This window comes from Bacteroides sp. OM05-12 (genome assembly GCF_003438995.1).
Lineage (GTDB): Bacteria > Bacteroidota > Bacteroidia > Bacteroidales > Bacteroidaceae > Bacteroides.
Genome location: NZ_QSUN01000005.1, coordinates 191,880 through 208,012 on the forward strand (window position 1 = coordinate 191,880; position 16,133 = coordinate 208,012).

General features: G+C 48.7%; 11 protein-coding genes. 7 read left to right on the plus strand and 4 right to left on the minus strand.

Annotated elements, in window-relative coordinates; genetic code table 11:
* Positions 1-9: 9 nt before the first annotated feature.
* Positions 10-156: a hypothetical protein gene (locus DXB63_RS17900; RefSeq protein WP_158563649.1), complete on the plus strand. Its 147-nt coding sequence runs from the start codon at positions 10-12 to the stop codon at positions 154-156.
* Between the two features lie 57 nt (positions 157-213).
* Here DXB63_RS17900 and DXB63_RS06800 read toward each other — a convergent pair whose 3' ends face one another.
* The 3 genes from DXB63_RS06800 to DXB63_RS06815 form a co-directional block, all read right to left on the minus strand.
* On the minus strand, positions 214-1,620 hold the full coding sequence (locus DXB63_RS06800) for a glutamate synthase subunit beta (protein ID WP_122125647.1): 1,407 nt from the start codon (positions 1,618-1,620) through the stop codon (positions 214-216).
* 165 nt (positions 1,621-1,785) lie between these two features.
* Positions 1,786-6,327, minus strand: a complete 4,542-nt coding sequence (gltB, locus tag DXB63_RS06805; protein ID WP_122125648.1) for a glutamate synthase large subunit — start codon at positions 6,325-6,327, stop codon at positions 1,786-1,788.
* Between the two features lie 921 nt (positions 6,328-7,248).
* Positions 7,249-8,004 carry a hypothetical protein gene (locus tag DXB63_RS06815; RefSeq protein WP_122125650.1) on the minus strand — a complete coding sequence of 252 codons (756 nt, stop codon included), beginning with the start codon at positions 8,002-8,004 and terminating at the stop codon, positions 7,249-7,251.
* Between the two features lie 255 nt (positions 8,005-8,259).
* On the opposite strand from DXB63_RS06815, the gene glmS reads away from it, so the two are divergent.
* The gene (glmS, locus tag DXB63_RS06820) at positions 8,260-10,104 is read left to right on the plus strand and encodes a glutamine--fructose-6-phosphate transaminase (isomerizing) (protein ID WP_122125651.1); all 1,845 of its coding nucleotides are present in this window, start codon (positions 8,260-8,262) and stop codon (positions 10,102-10,104) included.
* Positions 10,105-10,135: 31 nt separating this feature from the next.
* On the opposite strand, the gene DXB63_RS06825 is transcribed toward glmS, so the two are convergent.
* The gene (locus tag DXB63_RS06825) at positions 10,136-11,176 is read right to left on the minus strand and encodes a TQO small subunit DoxD (RefSeq protein WP_122125652.1); all 1,041 of its coding nucleotides are present in this window, start codon (positions 11,174-11,176) and stop codon (positions 10,136-10,138) included.
* 169 nt (positions 11,177-11,345) lie between these two features.
* On the opposite strand from DXB63_RS06825, the gene pnuC reads away from it, so the two are divergent.
* The 5 genes from pnuC (at position 11,346) to DXB63_RS06855 (ending at position 16,073) form a co-directional block, all read left to right on the plus strand.
* The gene (gene pnuC, locus DXB63_RS06830) at positions 11,346-11,918 is read left to right on the plus strand and encodes a nicotinamide riboside transporter PnuC (protein ID WP_122125653.1); all 573 of its coding nucleotides are present in this window, start codon (positions 11,346-11,348) and stop codon (positions 11,916-11,918) included.
* On the plus strand, positions 11,911-12,555 hold the full coding sequence (locus DXB63_RS06835; protein WP_122125654.1) for a thiamine diphosphokinase: 645 nt from the start codon (positions 11,911-11,913) through the stop codon (positions 12,553-12,555). Before pnuC ends, DXB63_RS06835 begins: the two co-directional genes overlap by 8 nt.
* 59 nt (positions 12,556-12,614) lie before the next feature.
* On the plus strand, positions 12,615-13,262 hold the full coding sequence (pdxH, locus tag DXB63_RS06840; RefSeq protein WP_122125655.1) for a pyridoxamine 5'-phosphate oxidase: 648 nt from the start codon (positions 12,615-12,617) through the stop codon (positions 13,260-13,262).
* 98 nt (positions 13,263-13,360) lie between these two features.
* A complete protein-coding gene (locus DXB63_RS06845) occupies positions 13,361-13,864 on the plus strand; it encodes an RNA polymerase sigma factor (RefSeq protein ID WP_122125734.1) in 504 nt (167 codons plus the stop codon).
* A 325-nt stretch (positions 13,865-14,189) separates the two neighbouring features.
* Positions 14,190-16,073, plus strand: coding sequence for an amidophosphoribosyltransferase (locus DXB63_RS06855; RefSeq protein ID WP_122125657.1), 1,884 nt, complete (start codon positions 14,190-14,192; stop codon positions 16,071-16,073).
* The last annotated feature ends 60 nt before the right edge of the window (positions 16,074-16,133 follow it).

A 16,133-nucleotide genomic window follows, 5' to 3' on the forward strand; every position in this document is an offset into this window, starting at 1 on the left:
ATAACCGATATGAAAATAATAGAATACATCGCTCCTGCGATAGAAGTCATAGAGATAGAGATCAGTGAAGCCATCATGATAGATTCTGATGATGTGAAGAACCCGGACATGGACGAGAGCGAGACGCACTCCGGTCAGAACTTCTGGGGAGACTGAGTAAACTCCCCTCCCCGATAAGGAGGGGGATGGAATGCAGATGACGCGGGTTAGGATTTAGTCTCTAATCCGCGTTTTTTGTGTCATCCACCTATCCATCTCTTCCGCCACCTGCCGTCCGCCGGCCATGGCTCGGACTACAAGGCTCGCTCCGCTCGCCACGTCGCCTGCCATGAACACGCCTTCGGGCAGCTCCATCGGTTCGGGGCGCAGGAAGCCCATGGCGAGCAATACCATATCCGCCTCGATGATTTCTTTCCGTCCGGTGGGCTTCATCACAGGGCGTGAGCCGTCAGCAGACGGTAGCCATTCCACTTCTTCCACTTCCACGCCGCACACCTTGCCGTTCTTACCGATGAAGCGGTTGCTGGTGAGGCTCCAACGGCGGGTGCAACCTTCTTCATGGCTGCTGGTGGTCTTGAGTATCTGAGGATACATGGGCCATGGGGTGGCGGGGTTTTCTCCTACAGGGGGTTGGGGCATGATTTCTATCTGGGTGACGAACGTGGCTCCCTGACGGATACTCGTGCCGATGCAGTCCGACCCCGTGTCACCGCCACCGATGACGAGTACCCGTTTGCCTTTGGCATTCACCAGTTGTTCTTTGGGGAAGGCGATGCCTGCCAACACCCTGTTCTGTTGTGCCAACATATCGAGGGCAAAATGAATACCTTTCAGTTCACGTCCTTCTATCGGAAGGTCGCGCGGGGTTTCGGCTCCGGTGCAGAGGCACACGGCATCGAACCCTTCGGCATCCTTCAGGGTGGGGAAGATGAACTTGCCATCCTTCCCTCTCTCTATCCTGTCTTTGAGGGGGATGGCGGTGGAATAGCGGAAGCGGATGCCTTCCTGCTCCATCAGTGTGATGCGGCGGTCGATGACGGCCTTGAGCAGTTTGAAGTTGGGTATACCATAGCGGAGCAGACCTCCGGCGGCTTCATGCTTCTCGATGACGGTTACTTCATAACCCTTGCGGTTGAGCCGGTTGGCAACGGCAAGTCCCGCAGGACCCGAACCGATGACGGCTACCTTCTTGCCGTTGCGTCGGATGCTTAACGGGCGGATATATCCTTCGCGCCATGCCACTTCGATGATGGCGGCTTCGTTCTCACGGATAGTGACGGCATCCCCGCAGGAGAGGCGTACTACGCAGCTCTTTTCACAGAGGGCGGGACAGATGCGTCCGGTAAACTCCGGGAAGTCGCACGTCTGTTCCAGCACCCGGTAGGCCGCTTCCCACTTGCCCTTGTAGAGCAGGTCTTGCCATTCGGACTGCTTGTTGCCGAGCGGGCATGCCCAGTGGCAGAAGGGCACGCCGCAGTCCATGCAGCGCGATGCCTGTTTGCGCCGTTCGTTACTGTTGAGGGTTTGTTCCACTTCTCCGTAGTCACGGATTCGGTCGTGCAGGGGGCGGTATCCTGCCTCCTGACGCGGTATCGTTATAAATGCTTTTGGGTCTCCCATTGTTATTTGGTTGTTATAGGGTTGTTGTTCTTGTTCTTATTCTGAATGCCGATGGTACGCGGATGACGCTGATGGAGCGGATGCAGACGGATTTAATCTGTTCATCCGTTCTAATCTGCCAGATCCGTGTCATCCGCGAACCTTGTTCTCAGGCTGATTAATCCATCAATAGTCCCGCTGCATATCTGCAATCTTCTGCTGGAGCTTGCGCATCTGCTCCTCTTGCAGCACCCGTTTATACTCGATGGGCACTACTTGAATGAACTCGCCTACATAGCGTTCCCAGTTGTCGAGCATCGTCTTGGCAAGCTGGCTTCCGGTGTAGAAGTAGTGTGTGCGAATCAGCTCGTGCAGCTCCTTGCGGTAGCTAGTCTCCTCGATGAGCGAAAGCTCTACCATCTCCATGTTACAGAAGTAGTCGAAGTCGCCGCGCGGGTTCCACACGTAGGCCACACCGCCACTCATACCGGCGGCGAAGTTGCGCCCCGTCTGTCCGAGCACTACCACCCGTCCACCTGTCATGTATTCGCAGCAGTGGTCGCCTACACCCTCCACGACAGCCGTTGCACCGGAGTTGCGCACGCAGAAGCGTTCGCCTACCCGTCCGTTGATGTACACCTCGCCGGAAGTTGCGCCGTAGAGCAATGTATTGCCCGCAATGGTGTTCCGTTCCGCCTCGAAGTTACTGCGGATGGGAGGCTTCACGGCTATCAGACCACCACTCAATCCCTTGCCGAGGTAGTCATTTGCTTCCCCCTCGAGGCGGAATGTAACGCCTCGCATCAGGAATGCACCGAACGACTGCCCGGCAGAGCCTTTGAACTTCAGGTTCAGGGTATGATCGGGCAATCCTGCCGCACCGTATTTTCCGGCTATGATACCGCTCAACATTGCACCTACGCTTCGGTCGGTATTGGCGATGGCATATTCCAATGACACCTCTTTGCCCTGCTTGATGGCATCTTGTGCAGCTTCGATGATGCTGACATCCTTCACATGGTCGATGTTATGCTGTTGGTTTATGACGTGCCGGATAGCTGCCTGAGAGTCCACCTTGTAGAGCAGTTTGGAGAAGTCCAGCAAGGCATACTTGCCGCCCTCTTTGACGGGCTTGCGATCGATAAGCTCCGTGTGCCCGATGATATCGTCCAGCTTCGTGAAACCCATCTCGGCAAGGTATTCGCGCACCTCTTGTGCGAGAAAGGTGAAATAGTTTACCAAGTATTCATAACGTCCACGGAAGCGGCGGCGCAGTTCGGGGTCTTGTGTTGCCACACCTACCGGACAAGTATTCTGGTGGCACTTGCGCATCATCACACAGCCCAGCACGATCAGGGCGGAGGTGGCAAAGCCGTATTCCTCCGCACCGAGCATCGCCATCAGGATAATGTCCCGTCCGGTCTTTAGTTGTCCGTCCACTTGCAGCGTCATCTGTCCGCGCAGGCCGTTCAGTACGAGCGTCTGTTGCGTTTCACTCAATCCCAGCTCCGGCGAGATACCTGCATACCGCACGGAGGAAGCAGGCGATGCACCTGTTCCCCCCTCTGCACCGGAGATGACGATGAGGTCGGCCTTTGCTTTTGCCACCCCTGCGGCGATGGTGCCCACACCACTTTCCGCTACGAGCTTCACACTGATGATGGCATGCGGGTTCACGTTCTTCAGGTCGAAGATGAGCTGTGCAAGGTCTTCGATGCTGTATATGTCATGGTGGGGCGGGGGAGAGATGAGCGAGATACCCGGAATGGAATGACGGGTTTTGGCTATCACCTCATCCACCTTGAAGCCCGGCAGCTGACCGCCTTCACCCGGCTTCGCGCCCTGTGCCACTTTAATCTGTATTTCATCGGCATTGACGAGGTATTCCGCCGTCACTCCGAACCGTCCGGATGCCACCTGTTTGATGGCGGAGCGCATCGGTATGCCGTCTTGTGTCTCGGTGAAGCGTTCGGCATCCTCGCCGCCCTCACCCGTATTGCTTCGTCCGCCTATCTTGTTCATGGCGAGTGCCATTGCCTCATGCGCTTCTTTGCTGATGGCACCGAACGACATGGCTCCCGTGACGAACCGACGGAGGATATTCTCTACCGGCTCTACTTGCTCAATGGGTATCGGGTTGCTGCGGAAACCAAGAAAGTCACGCAGGAAGATTGGTACTTCCTTTCCGTCCACCAGCCGAGTGAACTCCTTGAACTTTGCATATGACCCCGTTCGGGTGGCAAGTTGCAGGGTAGCTATCGTCTCCGGATTCCAAGCGTGCTGTTCGCCGTCTTTGCGGTAAGCGTAGATACCTTTGTCGGGGAGGAGTAGCTCTTCATTCTTCATTCTTAATTCTTCACCCTTCACTCCGAAGGCTTCCTCATGGAAAGCGGCGGCATCCCTCGCTATCTCGTCGAGCCGTATACCTCCGATGGTGGAGTTGATACCTCCGAAATAAGCATCGGACAGTTCGCTGCTCAGTCCTACCGCTTCGAATATCTTTGCCCCGCGATAGGAACGTATGGTACTGATGCCCATCTTGCTCATGATCTTGAACAGACCCTTGCAGATGGCTTTGATGTAGTTCTTCTCCGCCGTATCATAGTTGAGCTGTATCTCACCCTTGCGCACAAGGTCGTCCAGCACGGAAAATGCCATGTAAGGGTTGATGGCACTTGCGCCGAAACCCAGCAACAGGGCGGCGTGCATCACCTCGCGTATCTCGCCGCTCTCTACGATGAGGGCGGTCTGCACACGCTTCTGTACGGAAATCAGGTGATGGTGTACCGCACTCACGGCAAGCAGCGATGGTATGGCGGCATGCGTCTCATCCACATCGCGGTCGGAGAGTACGATATAGTTCACCCCGTCCGTCACCGACTGCTCCGCCTGTTTGCACAGGTTGGCGATGGCTTCCTGCATACCTGCACGTCCTTTGCTCACTTCAAAGAGAATAGGCAACTTAATGGTGTTGAAGCCCTTGTAGCGAATATTGCACAGGATGTCCAACTGTCCGTTGCTCAATACCGGGTGGTTGAGGCGTACCATCTTGCAGTGCGCTTCGCTGGGGGTGAGTATATTCATACCCACCGCGCCGATGTATTCCGTCAGGCTCATGACAAGCTCCTCACGCAAGGGGTCGATAGGCGGGTTGGTAACTTGTGCGAACTGCTGACGGAAGTAGTTGTAGAGCAGTTGCGGCTTCTCGCTCAACACGGCAAGCGGAGTATCGTTGCCCATAGAGGCGACGGGTTCCGCACCGGTGGTGCTCATCGGGATAAGGATACGTGCGATGTCCTCCTTCGAATAACCGAACGCACGGAGCATGCAGTCATAATGCTCTACCTTATGCTCCACCTTACGTCCGCTTTTCAGTTCGTCCAGTTCTATACGGTTGTTGGCTAGCCATGTGCGGTAAGGTTTCGCTTCGGCAAGCTCCTTCTTCAATTCGCTGTCATAGTATATCTCGCCTTTCTCCGTATCGATAAGCAGTATCTTGCCCGGTTGCAGGCGTCCTTTCTCCTTAATCTCGGATGGCTCGAAGTCCATCACGCCTACTTCGCTCGCCACCACCATCATATCGTTGTTGGTAATAAGGTAACGCGCCGGACGCAGACCGTTACGGTCCAGCATCCCTCCGGCATAACGTCCGTCACTGAAAAGCAACGCCGCAGGTCCGTCCCACGGTTCCATCAGGATGGAGTGATATTCATAAAACGCCTTCAAATCCTCGCTGATAGGATTCTTCTCGTTGAACGATTCCGGTACGAGCATCGCCATGGCGTGTGGCAGACTCATGCCCGACATGACAAGGAATTCCAATACATTATCAAGTGAAGCACTGTCACTCATACCCTCCTGAATGATAGGACGTATGGTGCGTATGTCGCCGAGAGCGGGAGAGGAAAGCACGCTCTCCCTTGCTTCCATCCATGCCCGGTTGCCGCGTATGGTATTGATTTCACCATTATGCGCCAAGAGGCGGAATGGCTGTGCAAGGCTCCATGTAGGGAATGTGTTGGTGCTGAACCGTGAGTGCACCAATGCCAGCCCGCTTGTGAAGTAGCTGTTCGTTAGGTCGGGATAGTAATGCCGCAGTTGCAGTGATGACAACATCCCTTTATAGATAATGTTACGGCTCGATAGCGACACGATGTAGAAGTCGCGGTTGCTTACCCGTTTCTCTATACGCTTACGGATGAGGTAAAGCTGCCGTTCGAGGTTCTCCACATCCGCACTGCCGGTAATGAATACCTGTTTGATGTCCGGCTCATTTGCCAGTGCATCCTTACCGAGAATCTCCGGGCAGGTGGGTACGTTGCGCAAATGCATCAGCGTCAGTCCGTCCTTCTCGATCTCGTCGATCATGATACTGAGGATGTCCGCCTGTTCCTTTTCGTCTTTCGGCAGGAATACCAATCCTGTGCCGTACTTTCCCTTTTCCGGTACGGGGATGCCTTGCAGCAAGATAAATTCGTGGGGAATTTGGAGCATGATACCCGCTCCGTCTCCTGTTTTGTTGTCGGCCCCTTCCGCACCTCTGTGGCGCATATTCTCCAATACCTTGAGTGCCGAGTCCACTATTTCATGTGATTTGTTACCGTGGATGTTCACCAACATACCTACTCCACATGCGTCATGTTCATTTGCAGCATCATATAGTCCTTTGCATTGCTGCTGGAAAGGTACAGCCCCTCCGTCGCTGTTAAATTGTTCTCTTTTTACCATGGTTGTTTCACTATTGTATGATAATCGTTGTATTTGCTTTCTAATTGACGGCAAAGATAACTATAATCTTTCATATTGTTATGAATTAAACGGTAAGGGGAAGCAATAAAATACCTGTATGTAGGTGATTGCTTACAATATGCCTTGTGAAAGTATGGTATTGTGATAGATTGTAAGTAAATTAAGTCTATTGTGTTTTATATTGTTAGAAGTGGATTGTGAAAAATAGAGGGTTACCTTATAATTACTGTATGGATTATGTGACTGTTTAACATACGGTCGTTTATTTGCAAACGATAGGAGTTTGTCATCAATCGACCGTATGTTTGTCAACAAACGACCTGATGTTTTTTTCAATCAACCTGATGATTTTTTAAAACATCAAGGTGTTTGTGAGAAACATCGAGATCATTTTATAAATTGCCTAAGGGAGCGTTGCCTAACGCACAAGGGAGCGATGGCTAACGCTCAAGGGGGCGATAGCTTACATCTACGGGAGCGTAAGCCATCACTCCCTTAGGCGTTTTAGCTTGCTCGTTTTGCTGATTCTGCTATTTCAACTTTTACTTTGATTTGCCTTCACCTTATCACTTTTATTCTTTCGTCGCTGATTTATAAATAGTTGCAGTGAAAGTAACTTTTTGTGACAAGCGATAAAAAGCTCTCCCTCTGTTTATAGAGGGAGTACCCGCAGGGGGAGGGAGTTCTTTCTTTAAGTTGAGAGTTGAGAGTGGAAGAACTCCTCCGTCACTACGTGACACCTCCTCTATAAACAGAGGAGGAGCTTTAACACACGCAGGAGGAGCTTTAACTCTCAATTCTCAACTCTTAATTCTCAACTAAAAAACAGCCTTCACTGCAATTACTTGTGTCATAGTATGTTCGTCCAAAAAGTGAAGACGTGAAGGCAAGAATAACTGATTAATAATCTATCTTTTGATGCTCCGAATAGGTGAAATTGGCTTTGGTTTTGTTTATTTCTTCATCAGTAATTCCTGTTCGCTCAATGATGTTCTGTCTGATATTTTTCAACATATTGGTGAACATACCGAGCACGACCGTGTGCGCTTTGTGCATCAGGAAATAGTGAGCGGTATAAGGTGCCTCCTGCAACGCTTCCATCAGTTCCTGAGCTCTTTCGTAATCACTGAGTGATTTCCTGTCCATGAAACTGTAGAGCACCTTTTCCCGTTCCTTTTTGTCTTCTGCTATTACATTGCTGAATTCGTCTTTTATCGCCTTACTGTTATTGATAAAGGCCAACAAAGAAAGGTCGGTCATGTTTTTAAGCATTTCGCTATTACTGTCGATAATATTTTTCGTGGGTATGGTGATAACGGAAATATCGGCGGTCAGGAATGTCGACAGGCAGATGTCTATCGAATCTTTCGGCATATCTTCGGCATCATTTTCATTAATGTAGTTGTATATACTGTCTTCATATAGGAATTTGTTGTACAAGCGTTCCATATCATGTATCTGATTACCGAAGTCTGCGATGGACAGGACTAATAAATTTCTCTCCATTTTCTTTTGCGTACGGTTATCCAGATATTGCGATGTTCCGAAAGTAACGATGATACCAAGACAAGACCCCAGAAATCCGCACATTAAGTTGCCCCACCAGCTTCTGCCGGGAAGTAAGGATTGCAACTTCTTTTTGATATTGTTTTTCATACAGGTAACAGATTGATTATTTATGCAAACATACATACTTTTGTCGAGATATATTGAGGTAAAAAGAAAAACATTAATATATTACCTCTTTTTGACTGTAGTTTGTATCTAAAAGGCGTGATATGTCTTTGCTTTGCTGTTAAATTGATACGTTTATATGTTTTCTATATATTTTTGTTGATTATTTATTCGGAACCTTATCAATAAGTAACCGGATATTTCTATATTTGCAACTGAAACTAAATTTAGGAGTTTATGTGTGGAATAGTCGGTTATATAGGTAACAGAAAAGCCTATCCTGTTCTGATAAAGGGATTGAAGCGGTTGGAGTATCGTGGTTATGACAGTGCCGGTGTGGCGCTGATTAGTGATAACAAAGACTTGAACGTCTATAAAGCGAAAGGTAAAGTGTCCGAGCTGGAAGCCTTTGCAGCGCAAAAAGATATCTCCGGTACCATCGGCATAGCCCATACCCGTTGGGCTACTCATGGCGAACCTTGTCAGGCAAATGCACATCCTCACTACTCTTCTTCCGAAAACCTTGCTCTTATTCATAACGGTATTATTGAAAACTATGCCGTGTTGAAAGATAAACTGCAAAAGAAAGGATATACTTTCCGTAGCACCACGGATACGGAAGTGTTGGTGCAACTGATTGAATATTTCAAGGTGACAAACCATCTCGACTTGCTCACCGCCGTACAGCTTGCCTTGCATGAAGTGATTGGCGCGTATGCCATTGCTGTGCTCGACAAAAGTAATCCCGACGAGATTATTGCTGCACGCAAGAGTAGTCCGTTGGTGGTAGGTATCGGAGCGGATGAGTTTTTCCTTGCTTCGGATGCGACTCCTATTGTGGAATATACCGATAAGGTGGTTTATCTGGAGGATGAGGAGATTGCGGTGATTAAGCGAGGAGAGGAACTGAAGGTGGTGAACCTGAACAATGTCCTGATGAAGCCGGAGGTAAAAACGGTTGAACTGAATCTCGGACAATTGGAGAAGGGAGGTTATCCGCATTTCATGCTAAAAGAAATCTTCGAGCAGCCGGATTGCATTATGGACTGTATGCGCGGTCGTATCAATGTAGAAGGTACGAATGTGGTCTTGTCTGCTGTTATCGATTATAAGAAAAAACTATTGAAGGCACGCCGCTTTATCATTGTGGCTTGCGGAACGTCGTGGCATGCCGCCCTGATAGGCAAACATCTCATAGAGAGCTTCTGCCGTATTCCGGTGGAAGTGGAGTATGCTTCCGAATTTCGCTACCGTGATCCGGTGATTTATCCGGATGATGTAGTGATTGCCATTTCGCAGAGCGGTGAGACGGCGGACACACTTGCTGCCGTGGAGCTTGCCAAGAGTCGTGGTGCATTTATTTACGGTATCTGTAACGCTATCGGGTCTTCCATTCCCCGTGCTACGGATACCGGTTCCTATATTCACGTTGGTCCTGAAATCGGTGTGGCGTCTACCAAAGCTTTCACCGGACAGGTGACGGTACTTACTATGCTTGCCCTGACACTGGCAAAGGAAAAGCAGAGCATCAGCGAAGAGCTGTTCCTAAGCATTGTGAAGGAACTGAACCATATCCCCGGTAAGATGAAAGAGGTTTTGAAGATGAACGACAAGATAGCCGAGCTGTCCAAAATGTTCACCTACGCTCACAACTTTATTTATCTGGGTCGCGGATACAGTTATCCCGTAGCATTGGAGGGAGCTTTGAAGTTAAAGGAAATATCCTATATCCATGCCGAAGGTTATCCGGCTGCCGAAATGAAACATGGCCCGATAGCCTTGGTAGATGCCGAAATGCCGGTGGTAGTTATCGCTACGCACAACGGTATGTATGAAAAGGTGTTGAGCAATATTCAGGAGATAAAGGCGCGCAAGGGACGTGTTATAGCTTTGGTGACCGAAGGTGATGAAGTCATCAGCCGGGTGGCCGATGACTATATCGAACTGCCTAAGACGATTGAATGTCTCGATCCGCTGGTAGCTACCGTGCCTTTGCAACTATTGGCGTATCATATTGCCGTATGCAAGGGTAAGGATGTAGACCAACCCCGTAATTTGGCAAAGAGCGTGACGGTGGAATAATCAATCGGTTAAATTATGCGGTACAGGTGGGCTACTTGGGCGTCACCTGTACGTTGCTCGTCCATGTTGCTCCGCTAATGTCTGTGAGTACCAGCTCATAATTACTTGCGGGCAGTTCTTTTGGTACGGCGTTCTTGCATGTCAGCACCGCTTTGGCTCCCAAGGGGATTACGAGACTGTGTTTTCCCGGTGCAACTTTGGCTACATATTCGTTGCGGATATCGTTGACCGGAAATTGCGCCAGTTCCTCTCCGTCTTTGTGATAGACTGTTTGTCCGTCCTTGTCTTTCAATGTGATGCCGATAAGGAATGAACCATACACATCGACGCCCTCCACACGATAGATTTCGAATGACAGTGTACCGTTATTAAGTTGTGCATCGGTTATTTCTACGATAGGTTTTACTGATTTGTTGTGCAACGGACCCCATACGCCGTTGTGAAAACTCTGGTTGGTGAATAAAGTCAGTGCCGAAAGCGTCACCGCCCCAATGACAGAGACACGTGTAATGTTTTTGATACTGACGGGCAATCTGCCGGAAGTAATCCACGTCATCCATCGTGTACGGGGACGTGAGGTTGCTTTACTGAACAGTAACCTGTCCAGCGAAAATCTGCCACCTCCGGAGAGGAAAATAGTGAACCCCGCAGCAACGCCCAAAATGCCTATCTGCCATTCGTCAAGGCAAGTAGTACCCAGCCATCCTGAGCCGAGCAGGATACCGAAGGCAAGGCCGAATACGCCGATACTCATTAATCGGGTGAAGAACCCCAACATATAAAGTAGTCCCACGATGCCTTCTATAAGGGTGAAAACTACCATCGCCCACCAAAGCAGTTCGGGGTGAGTGACAAGATATTCGATTATCGGTTTGATGCCCAGTGAATTGGGAAGAAAGTGGTTGAATTTCTCTCCGATGTAGCCGGCCGTGTCGGGAATCAATTTGTTCTCAAGTACTAATCTTCTCCAGAAAGCGGAGAAATACGTCCATCCTACAATCAGCCGCAGGGATAAAGTAAAAATACCGGCCAGTGTGTAGGCTTTCCATTGTTCTTCTTGTTGTTGTGTCATATTGTTTATAATTGGTAATTAATAAGACGTGTTTTATAGTTAACAGTTGTGCCTTTTAAATTGTTTTAAAGATAGTAATAATCTTATTGATGGGGTATATTAGAAGGATATTTCTTGCATAATAGGATAAAAATATCGTCCTTTACCATCCAATATACTATTTATTTATATGAACTACCTTGAAATAATAGGCGCATTGATCGGGTTGATTTACTTATGGCTCGAATATAGAGTAAGTATCTGGCTATGGTTGGCGGGAATCGTTATGCCTGCCGTCTATATTGTGGTGTACTATCAGGCGGGACTATATGCCGATTCGGGTATCAGCCTCTACTACCTGATAGCAGGTGTGTATGGTTGGGTGATATGGCAAAGACGTCCTGCACGGCAGGAAGAGCGGCAGATTACACAGACTCCTTGTTGCCGGTGGCTGCCTATGGCGGTGGTGTTTGTCGCCTTGTTTCTCGTGATAGGGGAAGTGTTGGTGAGATTTACGGACAGCACCGTACCTTGGCTTGACAGCTTTACGACAGCTCTGAGTTTTGTAGCCATGTGGATGCTGGCACATAAGTACTTGGAACAATGGCTTGTGTGGATTGTTGTAGATGTGGTAAGTTGCGGATTGTACATATATAAAGAACTCTATTTCACTTCCGTGCTGTATGGACTGTATGCCGTGATAGCTGTATTCGGATATATGAAATGGAGACAAATCATGAAATCAGTGGATACAAATGGATAAATATCTTCTTCCGACTTTGACGGATGTGCCGGAGACGATCATTCTTGCCGACGGTGATTTTCCTGTACATCCCTTGGTGGTGGCGTTACTCGATGCCTGCCCTTACGTGGTTTGTTGTGACGGGGCAGCCAATCGGTATATCCGTTCGGGGCGGATGCCGGTTGCCATTGTCGGTGATGGTGATTCACTCTTGCCGGAGGTCAGGGAACAGTATGGTTCGCTTATTCACAGTGAGGCGGAACAGGACACGAACGATCTGAGCAAGGCTTTCCGTTTCTGTCTCTCGCAAGGGCGTAGGAATATCCTGATACTCGGTGCAACGGGTAAACGCGAGGATCATACACTGGGAAACATCAGTTTGCTGATGGACTACATGGATTTGGCTACCGTCAGTATGCTAACGAATTACGGTGTCTTTACTCCGGTAAAAGGAAATGCAGAGTTTCAGAGTTACCCCGGTGAGCAAGTATCTGTCTTTAACATGGGTGGTTGTACATCGTTATCCGCGCGGGGGCTGATTTATCCTTTGTCGGTCTTTACCAACTGGTGGCAAGGTACGCTGAACGAAGCTGCCGGAGGGAACTTCACAATCCTGACGGATGGGAAGATTCTTGTCTTTCGGACATATATCCCATAGTTTGTCTAAACAAATAGGGAGGGTAGATTGTCTGTATTTATATAGTAGCTTGAACGAATATGAAACAGAATGAAATCTCCGGAATCCGACGTGAATATACCAAAGGGAAGCTGACAAAATGCAGTGTTTCCGACAATCCTTTTACACAATTCGACGAATGGCTGGACGAGGCTGTTGCGATAGAAGAGGAAGAACCTACCGCTATGATTGTGGCAACTGTCTCTCCCGAAGGACATCCTTCTACACGTACTGTTTTGCTGAAAGGTGTGGAAGACGGTAAATTTATTTTCTATACCAACTATGAGAGTCGTAAAGGACAGCAGTTGGCGGCTAATCCGTACATCTCACTCTCTTTTGTGTGGCATAAGCCGGAGAGGCAGGTGCACATCGAAGGTAAGGCGGAGAAGTGCTCACCGGAGGAATCGGATGCCTACTTTGCGAGCCGTCCTTATAAAAGCAGGATAGGGGCACGAATCTCACCTCAAAGTAAAGTGATAGACGGTCGCATTGGTATTATTCGTGCTTTTGCTCGTGAAGCGATCCGCTTGGCAGGGCAAGAGGTGAAGCGTCCGGATAATTGGGGCGGTTTTGCTGTCACACCCACTCGAATGGAGTTCTGGCAAGGCAGAGAGAACCGTTTGCACGACCGTATATTATACACTCGACTTGCCGACGGGAACTGGAAAAAGGAGAGGTTGGCACCATAAAGGGAAGAATTGCTAACTTATACGGCAAAATAGCCATTGGTTTACAGACTTAAATCATCGACCTTTGCATACACATAATATAGAAAGGTAATAAGATGATGGAGAACTTCAATTTTAATGAGAGAGTCGTTGGTATGCAGGCAGAGTTATATCGTTTTGCCTATAAGTTGACTACCGATTATGATTCGGCAAACGATTTGTTGCAGGAGTGCAACCTTAAAGCCTTTAGCAATAGAGAGAAACTGGTGATGACGGATAATTTCAGGGCATGGATGTACACAATCATGCGCAATATCTTTATCAATAACTTCAGAAAGTCGGCACATGAGGTGATGCTGACCACACCGGAATATGACGAATATCTGAAACATACCCTGCTGAGTCCCGATGCCGACCGCTTTGATACGATTTATGATCTGAAAGAGCTGCAACGTGTACTTAATTCCATGCCGAAGGAGTATAAAAAGCCCTTCTTTATGTTTGCTTCGGGCTTCAAATACAGGGAGATCGCCGATAAGATGAGACTTCCTATCGGGACGGTCAAGAGTCGCTTGCATTTCATACGTGGGAAACTTCAGGTGGAGCTGAAAGACTTTGTCTGAGTACAAGTCCGGGCACGAGATTTCCTAATAAAATTTCACTATGCTATAACAAATATTTAAGGAATCTCTTGCTCAAATTTAACTGATAGTTTGTATATTTGCAGTCGAAATGAAATATACATATCAACAGCCATGCGAAGTACTGTAGGCAATAGGGATAAACGGAAACTGCCTACTCCGCCAATAGCGGAAGTCGGCGTATTTGTTCTTTTTCGTTCCGTTTCCTGTTCCTTTCCCTTTTTTCCTACTTCTTCTTTCTTCCCGGTTGCTTTTATTTCCTTTCCTTTTATTTATTCCGATTCTCCTCACTTAATACATAATAACAATGGAATCCTTGAAACATGAATGTGGTGTGGCAATGATACGTTTGCTGAAACCACTGGAATATTATCAGCAGAAATACGGTACATGGATGTATGGGCTCAATAAGCTCTACCTCTTGATGGAGAAACAGCATAACCGCGGGCAGGAGGGAGCCGGACTTGCCTGTGTGAAACTGCAAGCAAATCCCGGCGAAGAATATATGTTTCGCGAACGTGCCATGGGGGCGGGAGCCATCACCGAGATATTCGATACGGTAGGAAGCAATTTTAAAGGTCTTACACCGGAGCAATTGGCAGATGCCGATTATGCTAAACGTTGCCTGCCTTTTGCCGGAGAGGTCTACATGGGGCATTTGCGTTACAGCACTACCGGAAAGAGTGGTCTGTCTTACGTACACCCCTTCTTGCGGCGCAATAACTGGCGGGCTAAAAACCTTGCCTTGTGCGGTAACTTCAATATGACGAACGTGGAAGATATATTCGAACAGATTACTGCCATCGGGCAACACCCGCGCAAGTATGCCGATACGTACATCATGTTGGAACAGGTGGGGCATCGCCTTGACCGTGAAGTGGAACGTCTTTACCGGAAGTTTGAGGACGAGGGTTTGCGGGGGATGGAGATTACTAATGCCATTGAAGATAATATCGACCTTGCCAACGTACTGAAGAAGTCGAGCCAGATATGGGACGGCGGCTATGTCATCTGCGGATTGACGGGTAGCGGAGAGTCTTTTGCTGTGCGTGACCCTTGGGGAATTCGTCCGGCATTTTGGTATATGGACGACGAGATTGCGGTGCTTGCTTCCGAACGTCCTGTGATACAGACGGCATTGAATGTATCGGCAGAATCCATTAAGGAATTGCAACCCGGTCAGGCATTCTTCCTCAACAAAGCAGGCAAGATGCGTCTGGCACAAATTAATAAACCGAAAGAGTACAAGGCATGCTCATTTGAACGCATCTACTTCAGTCGTGGTAGTGATATGGATATATATAAGGAGAGAAAGCAACTCGGTGAACAGCTGGTGGAACCTATCTTGAAAGCTGTTGGTCATGATGTGAAGCATACAGTGTTCTCATTCATTCCCAATACGGCGGAAACAGCCTTTTACGGTATGCTCGAGGGGTTTGATAACTACCTGAACGAGCAGAAAGTAAAGGAGATAGAGGCACTCGGTCACAACCCGGATCATGAAGAATTGGAACGGATATTATCGTGGCGTATCCGTAGTGAGAAGGTGGCTATCAAGGACATCAAACTTCGCACGTTCATCGCCGAAGGCAACAGCCGGAATGACCTTGCCGCCCATGTGTACGATATCACTTATGGCAGTCTCGAGCCTTATAAGGACAACCTCGTTATCATCGACGACAGTATCGTACGCGGTACAACCTTGAAGCAAAGCATCATCGGCATTCTCGACCGTCTGCATCCGAAGAAGATTGTCATCGTGAGTTCGTCGCCACAGGTGCGCTACCCTGATTATTATGGTATTGATATGGCACGTATGAGTGAGTTCATCGCTTTCCGTGCTGCCATCGAACTGTTGAAAGAACGGGATATGAAAGATATTATCGCCGCAGCTTATCGCAAGAGCAAGGATCAGGAGTCATTGCCGAAGGAGCAGATGGTGAACTATGTGAAAGAGATATACGCACCTTTTACGGATGATGAGATTTCTGCCAAGATGGTGGAAATGCTTACTCCTGCCGGAACTCAGGCAAAGGTACAGATTGTCTATCAGACGCTTGAAGGTTTGCACAGGGCTTGCCCTACGCACAAGGGGGATTGGTACTTCTCCGGTGATTACCCTACTCCGGGTGGGGTGAAGTTGCTCAACCGGGCGTTTATCAATTATATCGAGAAGGTGTATCAGTTCTAGGAGAGTCACAGACCCTTCTGTTTCGCCAAACGATGTCTAAGAGCTTGGTTCGCGGATAAC